The following is an 11,600-nucleotide window of genomic DNA, read 5'->3' as shown; positions in this document are numbered from 1 at the left end:
GGACACGAGGAAGTCCGAGGAGTTCGGCTCTCGCAGTTCCCTGATCGCCGGAATGTCGGTCGTTCATTCAGTACGCCCCTCGGCTCGCGGTAACGGCTCTGAACGTCTTCCAGAGGATGAGCAGGTCGCCGACCATCGACCAGTTCTCCACGTAGAACAAGTCAAGACGGACCGAATCTTCCCAGGAGAGGTCAGACCGTCCGCTCACCTGCCAGAGGCCAGTGAGCCCGGGTTTGACTAGGAAACGTCGATGCACGTGCGCGTCGTACCGTTCGACCTCACGTCGCAGTGGTGGCCGCGGGCCCACCAGCGACATGTCCCCGCGGATGACATTGGCCAATTGCGGGATCTCGTCCAAGCTGTACCGCCGCATGAACCCCCCGACCCGGGTCACCCGGGGGTCGTTCTTCATCTTGAACAGCACGTCGTTGCCCTCGGCGCGATCGAGCTGGCTGAGCTCCTGCAGCCGGGCTTCAGCGTCCACGACCATCGACCGGAACTTGATCATGCGGAACGTGGCGCCATCGAGCCCGACGCGCTCCTGCCGGAAGAAGACCGGCCCGGGCGACGTCAGCTTCACCATCAGGGCCAGGACGAGCAGGACCGGCGACAGCACGATGATGAGCGCCGTCGATCCGATCAGGTCGAACGCCCGCTTCGTGTAGAGCTTCCGGCCCGAGTAGGTCGGGGTCTCGACGTGGATGAGCGGCAGGCCCTGCACCGGGCGGGTGTGGATGCGTGGACCGCCGATGTCGGTCAGGCTCGGCGCGACGACCAGGTGCTGCCGGCCGGGCTCGAGGGACCAGCTGAGCTGCCGGACGCGTTCGGGCGGCAGGTCGTCGGCACTCGTGATGACGACGGTGTCCGCCCCTGTTTCCGCGAGGGCCTCGGCCAGGTCGTCGAACCCGCCGTAGCTCTGCACGGTGGAGCCGGGTAGGACACCGCGGGTCCCTGTCGAGACGGCGGCGCCGACGACGCGGTAGCCGGCCTCGGGCGTCCGGCCGAGCTCGCGTGCGAGGTGCAGGACGCTGCTGGTCGACCCGATCAGCAGCACCTTGGCGGAGTAGTTGCCGCGCTTCCGCTCGGCGACGAGCCACTGGCGCCACATCCACCGCGACAGCAGCAGGACGAGGATGCCGACCGGGAACGCGATGAGGATGTAGCCGCGGGCCAGGTCCACGTGCAGCAGGTAGGCGGCGATCGCGAGGAAGCCGAACACCCGCACGCTCGAGTCCGCGACGAGGCGGTACTCGGTGCTGCCGACGCCGATGACGCGGTGTCCGCGGGTGTCGTACAGCGCGAGGGCGCTCATCCACACGGCGATGACGACGATGGAGATGCCGGTGTAGCTGAGACGCAGGTCGGCGGTGTTCGTCGCCAGGTTCGAGTCGAGCCCGAGCCAGGCGATCTGCACGCCGAAGACGACCCAGAACAGTGCCAGGAGATCAGTGACCAGGACGCGGCGCGAGTAGGACCGGCTCCACTCCTCGGTGGAGCCCGTCGACGCGGAGACCCGCAGCGCGCCCGCGGTCATGGTCGCCACCCGGTCACCATGTGACGCCGCCGTCCGCCGAGACGGAGACGGTGTCGTCCGCCCAGAGCCAGATGCTCTGCCCGACGCGGTCGAGGCTGACGGGGCCGGCCGTCGCGGCGTCGGCGTCGCAGCCGACGGCGGTCGTGGGGGTCTCCGGTGTCACGCCGATCGCAGTCATCGAGGCGATCTCGACACCGGCGCAGGCTTCCGCTCCGACGCGGGCCAGCAGGTACGAGTCGCCGTTGTCCGCCATCGCACGGACCCCGCCGACCGGCACGTCGACCCACTCCCCGGCACCGGACCGCCACTCGACCTGGCCGTCGCAGACGACGACGGAGGTCTGCTGCCCCTGGTACGCCTCGATCGGCTCGCTGCACGGGGGCTCGACGACGCCGGCGGTCGTGACGATGCCCGCCGTCGAGATGCCGGCGCCGGCGGCGCCGGGAGCGCCGTCCGTCCAGGTCGCGCCGTCGTCCGCGCTGGTGCGGACGGTGGGAGTGCAGTCCGCACCGATGCCCGCCAGGATCGCCAGGTCCGTACTGGAGGCCCGGATCGCCATCAGCGTCGACACGTCCGGTCCCAGCGCGACCGGCACCCACGTCGCTCCACCGTCCACGGTGTGTTCGAGGGTGGGTGCGGCACCGCCGCACGTCTCGCCGGACGCGCGCCACGCCTCCTGGCCGTCCACCGCGGACAGGAAGCGGCGCGTGTCGCCTGCGGCCGCCGCGGTCGGAGTGGGGGTCGGATCGGTGCTGGCGTCCGGGGAGCTGGAGAAGGTGGGGATGGGTCCCGCCGGGTCACCGGCGTTGGGCGCCGTACGTCCGAGCGCGAGCAAGACGAGCGCGATGTCGACGACCACCAGCACGACGACCACGACGGCGACCCAGACCAGGGTCGTCCGTCTGGTCGACGAACCGAGGTTTCGGGTCCCCCGGCGAGTGTCCATGTCCCCCGACCTCGTCTCAGCGCTCAGCGCGGCTCAGTGCGCCGAGCTTCTTCCCGCCGCGCTTGGGCGGCTTGACCTTCGGTGTGTCCTCGTCCGCTTCCAGGCCGTAGCCGTACCCGTAGCCGTACCGGCCGTAGCCGTAGGCGCCCGGGCCGCGGACCGGCATCATCGTGATGACGAACCCGGCGATCGGCGCACCGACGTTCTCGAGTGCCGAGACGGCGGCGGCGAACTGGCCCTTGTGCGTCTTGCCCGAGGCCACGGCGACGATCGCGCCGGAGGCCTTCTTCGACAGGATCGCGGCGTCGGTGACGGGCAGGAGCGGCGGGGCGTCGAACAGGACGTAGTCGAACTCCTTCTCGAGGCGTTCGATGAGGTCCTGCATCGCCCGCGAGCCGAGGAGCTCGGACGGGTTCGGCGGGATCTGACCGGCCGGCAGGACGACGAGGTTGCCGCGGCCCCAGGGCTGCGCGACGTCCTCGAGCTCGGCGCGGCCGATGAGCACGTCGGTGAGACCGGCGTTCGTGTCGACGTCCATGTACTCGGCGACGCGGGGGCGACGGAGGTCGGCGTCGATGAGGATGACGCGGAACCCGGCGCTGTCGAGCGCGATGGCCAGGTTGGCCACGGTGGTGCTCTTGCCCTCGGACTGCACGGAGGACGTCATCACGAAGGTGCGCGAGCCGGTCCCGAGGTCCAGGAACTGCAAGTTCGTGCGGAGCGTGCGGAAGGACTCGGCGCGCGGGCTGCGCGGGTCGACCTGCACGATGAGCGGACGCTCCGAGGCCTTGCTGTCGAAGGCGATGCCGCCGACGACCGGCTTGTCGCTGATCTTCTCGACGTCCTGCTCCGTGCGGACGCGGTTGTCGAGCGTCTCGCGCAGGACGGCGATGCCGACGCCGAGCGCGAGTCCGACCAGCAGGCCGAGGGCCACGTTGACCGGGACGTTCGGGCTGACCGGGGCGCTCGGCACGTCGGCCTGCTTCACGCGGGTGAGCTTGACGCTGCTCGTGCCCTCGGCGTCGGTCGCCTCGATGTCCTCGACGACGTTGGTGAGGCTCTGCGAGGTCGCGTTCGCGATGTCCGCCGCCCGGACCGGGTCGGTGTCGTTGACGCTGATGGAGATGAGCGTCGTGCTCGTCGGTGCGCTCGCGGACACCATCGTCGCGAGCTGCTCGGCGTTCATGTCGAGCTGGAGCTTCGAGATGACCGGCAGGAGCACGATCGGGGTGGACACCAGGTTCGAGTAGGTCAGGACGCGCTGCTGCGTGAAGGTGTTGCCCTGGGCCAGGTCACTCGCGCTGCCCGAGGTCTCCGTCGACACGAACACCTGGGCGGAGGCGGAGTACACCGGCTTCTTCAGCAGTGAGAAGCCCGCTGCCGCGGCCACTCCGACCAGTGCCAACACCAGGATGAGGACCCATCCCTTGCGCAACACCGTGATGTAGTCGCGTAGTTCCACGCGGCCCGCCTTCCCCGACGATCCTGCCGCGCTCCTGCGGTCCCAGCACAGGCGCACCGGGGATGTCCCGGCCTACGGCATTCAAATAGTGCCACATGATCGAGCAACGCTCGGCTGTGTCGGGCGATCCGGTCGCCGCGTCCTCTACGGTGACCCCATGAGCACCGAGTCCGACGTGAAGCACGCCGAGCCCGACACGAGCCGCCAGCGCGACCTGGTCATCCTGCTCGTCGCCCTCGGGGTGGCGGTCATCCTGGCGCGCGTCGTCGGCGGCGTGAGCCGGAGCGGCGGCATCCCGTCACCCGTCCTGCAGGTCCTGGCAGCGGACGTCGCGGTCTGGTTGCCCCTGGTGGCGGGGATCGTCTGGGTGCTGCGGCGGTCGCCGAACCCCGGCCGGAGGCGGGTCCTGCGGCTCGAGATCGGGGACGCGGTCTTCGCGCTCGGCATCGTCATCCTGGTCCGGGTGTTCGACGCGTTCCTCGGGCTGGCGTTCGGCGGCCGGACCGGCCTGGAACCCGTCCCCACCCTCGGGACGCCGGACATCGCGCTGCTCGTGGTCTCGGCGATCGGCATCGTGCTCGTCAGTCCGTTCCTCGAGGAGGTCTTCTTCCGTGGCCTGTTCCAGCGCCGGATGGCCGAGGAGCTCACGCCGCGCACCCGCTTCATGGCCGTGCTGCTGACCGCGTTCCTCTTCGCCGTGCTGCACGTCCTGCTCGGCGCCGGGACGACGCAGCTCGACGGCTTCCGCGTCTTCCTCACCACCTTCGCGCTCGGGTCCCTCACCGGCACGCTCGTCGCGATGACGGACCGGATCGGCGGCGCGATCCTGGCGCACGTCCTCTTCAACGCGGTGGCGGTCGTCGCGACCTGGCCGCGCTGACCCGCCTCTGATCGACGGGCCGCTCCGCCACACGGCAGGCGCGCGCCGCGCTGTCCACATGTCGTGTACGGGATACGAGGTGCTGGACGTCACCTGCCCCAGGCTTGGTGTGTGACCAGCACGACGACCGTCCCACCCACCGCCCACGCTCGTGTCTCCTCCCTCGACGGGTTGCGCGGTGTCGCGGCGGTCGTCGTGCTGGTCCACCACGCGCTGCTGACCGTGCCGCAGCTCGCCGGCACCGCGTACGGCCGGGTGCCGGAACCGGGCACGCTCGCGCACCTGCTGACCACGACCCCGCTGCACCTGTTCTGGGCCGGGCACGAGGCCGTGGTCGTCTTCTTCGTCCTGAGCGGCCTGGTCCTCACGCTGCCGGCCCTGCGGAACCCGGTCATGTGGCGTTCCTACTACCCTGCTCGCGCCCTCCGGCTCGGCGTGCCGGTCCTGACAGCGGTGGCGCTGGCCGCACTCGTCGCCGTGGTGGTCCCGCGGTCCGGAGCGGCGGACCGCGGGCCGTGGCTCGCCGAGCACGCGTCGGGGCCGTCGCTCGCGGACGCCGTCCTGGCCGCCGTCCTGCTCGGGCCGAACCCGGTGGACAGCGTGCTCTGGTCGCTGCGGTGGGAGCTCGTGTTCTCCCTCGCGCTGCCGGCGTGTGTCCTGGTGGCCCGGCGGACGAGCCGCACGTGGTGGCTCACCGCGGTGCTCGCGATCGCGACCTCGACCGTCGCCGCCGCCGCGCAGGTCGACGCCCTGACGTACCTGCCCGTGTTCCTGGTCGGGTGCGCCCTCGCCGCAGGCTGGGACCGGATCCCCCGGGTGGTCGGGCCGAGCGGTGTCGTCGCGGCCGGCGCCGCCTGCCTCGGCATCACCGCCGCGTGGTGGATCGCACCAGTGCTGCCGACAGCCCTGGCTCCACTGGCGGACGTCCTGACACTGCCGGTCGTGCTGGGTTCGGCCGCGCTCCTCGTGGTGCTCGCCGGGCGGTGGGACGTGGCGCAGCGCCTGCTCGAGCGGCCACCCGTCCGCTGGCTCGGCGGCATCTCGTTCAGCCTCTACCTGGTGCACGAGCCGGTCGTCGTCTCGGTCACGCTCCTGCTGCCGCCGGGCCTCGCGTGGCTGACCCTGCCGATCGCGGCCCCGGTCGCGCTCGGGCTCGCCGCGCTCTTCGCCCGCTGGGTGGAGTTCCCGGCGCACCGCCTGGCGAAGCGGGTGGGACGAGGCGTCATGACCGGGGCGAGCGTGCGCTGATCGGGTGATCCGGGCCTCCCGTCCGGTCCGCGGAGCGCAGCCGCGAACCCTCCGATCTCCTGTCGGACTTCCCTGAACGACCTGTGAGCCCTACTCTTTCCCACGTTGTAACGCGGGCTGTCGGGGGTGCCCGCGCAACGACCCCAGCAGATCGCTGTCGGACTCGAACCGACGAACGACCGGACGACGCCGTCCACGAGGAGCTCACCTTTGCGTCCCACTCTCACCTCGACCCGGAGGCGCCGACGCGTCCTCGGGTCGTCCCTCGCCGGAGCCCTGGTCGGCGCACTCGCGCTCGGCGGCCTCGGCATCTCCGCCCTGCCGGCAGCCGCCGCGCCGGACGCCCGCACCGTGGTGTCGGGAGACGCCCGCTTCCAGGTGCTCTCGCCCACCCTGATCCGCACCGAGTACGCCGGTGACGCGCAGTTCATCGACGAGGGCACCTTCAACGTCGTCGGCCGCGACGACTTCGCCCCGACGCCGTTCACGCAGACGCGCGCGGACGGCTGGCTGACGGTGAGCACCGGGGAGATGACCGTGCAGTACCGGGAGGGCACCGGCGACTTCAGCCAGGACAACCTCCGGGTGACGCTGGAGACCTCCACGGGGCAGACCGTCACCGGATCGCCGTGGGTCACCGCCGAGACGCCCTCCTGCGCGGTGGGCACCCTCTGCGAAGGCGAAGCCCTCGCGCTGCAGGGCCTGGCGAACGCCAAGGACCACGCCGGCTACACCGGATCGGGCTTCGCCGCCGGGTTCGAGAACGTCGGCAACTCCATGACCTTCCGCACCGACGTGCAGCGTGCCGGCGCCTACGACCTCGCCATGCGGTACGCGAACAACCGCGGCGGCGACGGCAAGCTCGAGACCCGCACGCTGAGCATCGTCGTCGACGACCAGGCGCCGGTCACCCTCAGCCTGCCCGCCGGCGCGAACTGGGACGAGTGGAAGCAGACCACGGCCGCCCTCGACCTGACCGCGGGCACGCACACCATCCGCATCGAGCGCAGCGCGTCCGACTCCGGCCGGGTCAACGTCGACAGCCTGGCGGTCGTCCCCTCGGGTGCCGCCTACCCGACGCCGACCGACGCGGACGCCGGACAGGACTGCGCCTTCGGCGTGGTCTGCGAGGCCGAGGACACCGGCAAGGCCGGCGGCGCCACGGTCGCGACCGACCACAACGGGTTCTCCGGCGACGGCTTCGCCGCCGGGTTCGAGCGCGCCGGCGCCCAGATGACCGCGCACGTCACCGGTGTCCCCGCCGCGGGCGACTACGCGCTGCAGGTCCGGTACGCGAACGGCTCCGCCGCGGCGCCGACCCTCACCGCGGCCCCGGCCGGCCAGACCGCCACGACCGCCGAGCTCCCGCGCACCAGCGGCTGGGACTACTGGAACACGGTGACGGTCCCGGTGCACCTGGCCGCCGGCACGAACGACGTCGCGATCGGCTGCCCGACCGTGGCGGCCAACTGCAACGTCAACTTCGACACCATCGCCGTCGTCGACCAGTCCTCACCGGTCCTCGCCGCGCACGCCCCGCTCGGCGGCTACCGTCGCGACCTCGACACGACGAACGGCTCCGTGAAGACGAACCCCGGCCTGCTGTACCAGGACGGGTGGTCGCTCCTCGACGACACCGCCTCGGCGCTGGACGACCCCGCGACCGAGGAGCCGACGCCCCGCGGTGACCACGGTGGGAAGGGCTACCAGGACGGCTACGTCTTCGGGTACGGAACCGCGTACACGACCGCGCTCAAGGACCTGGCGACCCTGACCGGGCCGTCGAAGCTCCTGCCGAGCTGGGCGTACGGCGTCTGGTACTCCGAGTACTACGACCGCTCGCAGCAGGACTACCTGGACATCGCCGCGCGCTTCAAGGCCGAGGGGGTGCCGGTCGACGTCATGGCGATCGACACCGACTACAAGACCGGCAGCACCACGAACCAGGGCGACAGCAAGTGGAACGGCTGGTCGGTCGACCCCGCCCGGATCCCCGACATGACAGGGCTGCTCGCCGACTGGCACGAGCAGGGCATCCACAACACGCTCAACATCCACCCGTCGATCTCGGGCAGCGACCCGGAGTTCGCGAAGGCGCAGGCCACCGCGAAGGGCAAGCTCACCAAGGGCGACGGCGACCGCTACCTGTTCGACTGGTCCGACCCCGACCAGCTCAAGGCGTACTTCGAGCTCCACGACACCCTGCAGCCCGAGGGCGTCGACATGTGGTGGCTCGACTGGTGCTGCAGTGAGAACTCGAAGTACTCGGCGAACGGCGTCACCCCGGACGCGTTCATCAACCAGCAGTACGCGGAGTACACGGACGAGCAGCTCGAGGGCCGCGGCCTGGCGTTCTCCCGTGCGTACGGCTCGCTGACCGCGGGCGGCTACGGCAACCCGCAGGCCGTCCCGACCGGCCCGTGGGCGGACAAGCGCACCACCGTGCACTTCACCGGCGACACCACGTCCTCGTGGCAGGAGCTCGCCGCGCAGGTCGGCTACACGCCCGGTGAGTCGGCGGCGACCGGCCTGTCGGCGATCAGCCACGACATCGGTGGGCACAACGGTGGTCAGTACGGCATCGAGGGCAAGGAGCCGGGCACGACCCAGCTCCCGCCCGACATGTACGCCCGTTGGGTGCAGTTCGGCGCCTTCCAGCCGATCGACCGTCTGCACAGCAACCACAGCGACCGGCTGCCGTGGCAGTACCCGGCCGAGGCGAACGCGTCGGCGAAGCAGTTCCTCAACCTCCGCGAGGACCTGCTCCCCCTCACCTACACCCTCGCCGCCGACGCCAGCCGCACCGGTACCCCGATGCTGCAGCCGCTCTACCTGCAGTACCCGGAAGCGCAGGAGTCCTACGCGCAGGCCGGCTCGGAGTACCTGTACGGCGAGGACGTCCTCGTCGCACCGGTCACCACCGCGAACGGTGACGACGGCACCGCCACCCGTTCGGTGTGGTTCCCGGCCGGCGACACCTGGACCGACTGGTTCACCGGGAAGACGTACGAGGGCGGCACCACGGCCGACGTCACGACGGACCTGACCACCATGCCGGTGTTCGTCCGCAGCGGCGGCATCGTCCCGACCCGCTCGCACCACGTCGCGAACGACGCCGCACCGCTCGACGCGGTCACGGTGACGGTCGCGACCGGCGCGGACGGCACGTTCGCCCTGCACGAGGACTCCGGTGAGGGCCAGCCCACCGCTGCGGGGGCCTCGGCCCGTGCGGCCGGGAACGCGGCGTCGACCGCCATGCGGTTCACGCAGCAGGCGACCGGTGGGACGCTCGACATCTCGCCCGCCGACGGCTCGTTCGACGGCCAGGTGCGCGAGCGCTCCTGGACGGCGACGTTCACGAACGCCGAGCGTCCGCAGTCGGTCACGGTCGACGGCGCCCCCGTCGCCGCGTCCGAGTGGACGTACGACGCCGACAGCCGCACCCTCACGGTGCCGGTCGCCGAGCGCTCGGTGGCGGACCGGACCGTCGTGCGGTACTCGACCCTCGCGGCCGCCGTGCCGAGCCTCCAGGTCGAGGACCAGCGGGTGACCGCCGGGAACACGCAGACCGTGACCGGCACCGGGTTCCCGGCGGACGCGGCGGTCACGCTGGCGACGACGCCCGACCTGGGCGACGACGTCACCGTCCGCACCACCGCGGACGGGACCTTCACGGCCGAGCTGGACGTGCCGGCGACGGCCGCCGCCGGTCGCGTGGACGTGACCGCCTCCGTGGGCGGCGCGGTCCTGGCCCGGGCCGCCTTCACCGTGACGGCTGCGCCGCCGACGGCCTCCCCGTCGCCCACGCCGAGCACCGGTCCCGGTGCCGGCGCAGGCCCCGGGGCAGGTGGCCCCGGCGCCGGCGGCCCGGGTGCTGCCGACCCGGGAGCCGGGAACTCGGGCGCCCAGCCCGTCGGTGACCAGCCGGGAGGCTCGGGTGCGGACCGCGACGGCGCGCTCGCCTGGACCGGTGCGAACGTCGTGCCGATCGGCATCCTCGCCCTGGTGCTCCTCGCCGCGGGCGGGCTGCTCCTGGCGCAGCGGAAGCGGCGCCGACACGCGGAGTGAGTCGGACGGGCTGAGCGCGCGACGCTGAGCCCGCGGCCGGACGACGGCGGGGTACCCGGGAACGGGTGCCCCGCCGTCGTCGTGCTGGCCCCTCTTCGGGTCGCCACACCGGCGTGTTCCAGTCCGACCCAGTAGCCTGCCCTGAGCATGTCTCGCCCCACCAGCGTCATCGACAACCCCCTCGTCCGGCAGGCTCCGATCAGCGGCCTGCTGGCCCTCGGCGCGCTGTGCACCGTGGCGCTGCCGTCGCTCGCCGTGACCCACGTGGAGCTCTTCCTCGCGAGCCTCGTCGCGACCGCGATCGCAACACTGCTCGCCGCGGTCGCCGTGTACTTCCCGCGTGCGGTCGCGCTCGTCCCGATCCTGCTGGCCGTCGACTTCGTCTCGATCGCGCTGTTCCGGACGGGCACCGGGGCGGGAGCGTCGGTCTTCACGTCGCTCGTGGTCCTGCCCGTGGTGTGGTGGGCGTCCCTCGAGGGGCGACGCACGATCGTGTACTCGGTCATCGGCGTGACGTTCGTCATCCTGGCCCCGTTCGTGCTCCTGCCCGGTACCGTGCCGCGTCCGAACGAACTCGTCCGCCTCGGGATCACCGTCATCGTGTTCGGCACCGTCGCGGTCATCGTGCACGAGTTGTCCCGCCGCGCCCGACGGTCGGTCCTCACCGCCGAGGCCCGTGAGAGCCGCGTCCGCGCCGAGATCAGCCGCGCGGCCGCCGTGCAGCGGTCCCTCCTGCCGACCTCGAGCGACCACATGGGCGACGCCGTCACCGTCGCCGGGGCGTGCCTGCCCGCGAAGAGCGTCGGCGGCGACTTCTACGACTGGTACCGCACCCGGGACGGCATCGCCGTCAGCCTCGGCGACGTCATGGGCAAGGGCGTCGGGGCCGGCCTGATCGCCGCCGCCGTCCGCGCCACGATCCGCAGCGCCCGCACGGTCGACGACACCTCCGAGGCGCTGCGCCGCGCCTCCGACGGCCTCGTCGCCGAAGGGGCCGGCACCGACGTCACGTTCACCACGCTGTTCCACGCCCGGATCGACGACGACGGCACCCTGCAGTGGGCGGACGCGGGCCACGGCCTGAGCTTCATCCTCCGCGTCGACGGGGGTGTGGAGCGCCTGCGGTCGGTCGACCTGCCGCTCGGGATGGGCCTCCGCGACGAGTGGGCGACCACCACCGGGATCCTCGAGCCGGGCGACCTGCTCATCTCCTTCAGCGACGGCGTGCTCGACCTGTTCGGCGGACGTGACGACGCGGTCGACTCGGTCGCCGAGCTGGCAGGCACCGACCGGACGCCGGCCGCCATCGTCGCGGCCCTGTCCGAGCGCGCGGCCCAGGTGCCGCACGACGACGACGTGACCGTCATCGCGATCCGCCGCGAGGCCGTCGTGTCCTCGCCGACCGAGGTGGCCGCGGCGCCGCTGACGCGCTCCGTCTGAGCGGGCCGCGCGATCCGCGTTC

7 protein-coding genes are annotated in these 11,600 nt (G+C 71.9%); 4 read left to right on the top strand and 3 right to left on the bottom strand.

Translation table 11 applies throughout. The features are described from left to right. Positions 1 to 67: 67 nt before the first annotated feature. The 3 genes from DEI91_RS04010 to DEI91_RS04000 are packed head-to-tail and all read right to left on the bottom strand — an operon-like array spanning position 68 to position 3,942. On the bottom strand, positions 68 to 1,534 hold the full coding sequence (locus DEI91_RS04010; protein ID WP_111051298.1) for a sugar transferase: 1,467 nt from the start codon (positions 1,532 to 1,534) through the stop codon (positions 68 to 70). 13 nt (positions 1,535 to 1,547) lie between these two features. Beyond that, positions 1,548 to 2,480: a hypothetical protein gene (locus tag DEI91_RS04005; protein ID WP_111051036.1), complete on the bottom strand. Its 933-nt coding sequence runs from the start codon at positions 2,478 to 2,480 to the stop codon at positions 1,548 to 1,550. Between the two features lie 16 nt (positions 2,481 to 2,496). Continuing rightward, the gene (locus tag DEI91_RS04000) at positions 2,497 to 3,942 is read right to left on the bottom strand and encodes a polysaccharide biosynthesis tyrosine autokinase (RefSeq protein ID WP_111051035.1); all 1,446 of its coding nucleotides are present in this window, start codon (positions 3,940 to 3,942) and stop codon (positions 2,497 to 2,499) included. Between the two features lie 157 nt (positions 3,943 to 4,099). Between DEI91_RS04000 and DEI91_RS03995 the strand changes: the two genes are divergently transcribed. From DEI91_RS03995 to DEI91_RS03980, 4 genes are all read left to right on the top strand, one after another. After that, positions 4,100 to 4,822, top strand: a complete 723-nt coding sequence (locus DEI91_RS03995; protein WP_111051034.1) for a CPBP family intramembrane glutamic endopeptidase — start codon at positions 4,100 to 4,102, stop codon at positions 4,820 to 4,822. A 111-nt stretch (positions 4,823 to 4,933) separates the two neighbouring features. Then, positions 4,934 to 6,070 (top strand): acyltransferase, encoded by a 1,137-nt coding sequence (locus DEI91_RS03990; protein WP_181439469.1) that lies wholly within the window; start codon positions 4,934 to 4,936, stop codon positions 6,068 to 6,070. 210 nt (positions 6,071 to 6,280) lie between these two features. Further along, complete coding sequence (locus DEI91_RS03985; protein WP_220038041.1) at positions 6,281 to 10,138, top strand: TIM-barrel domain-containing protein; 3,858 nt, start codon at positions 6,281 to 6,283, stop codon at positions 10,136 to 10,138. A 147-nt stretch (positions 10,139 to 10,285) separates the two neighbouring features. Beyond that, on the top strand, positions 10,286 to 11,578 hold the full coding sequence (locus tag DEI91_RS03980; RefSeq protein ID WP_111051032.1) for a PP2C family protein-serine/threonine phosphatase: 1,293 nt from the start codon (positions 10,286 to 10,288) through the stop codon (positions 11,576 to 11,578). Positions 11,579 to 11,600 lie beyond the last annotated feature (22 nt).

It is taken from the genome of Curtobacterium sp. MCBD17_032 (assembly GCF_003234855.1).
In the GTDB taxonomy this organism is placed as follows: Bacteria; Actinomycetota; Actinomycetes; order Actinomycetales; family Microbacteriaceae; genus Curtobacterium.
This window is presented reverse-complemented; position numbering and strand designations above follow the sequence as displayed.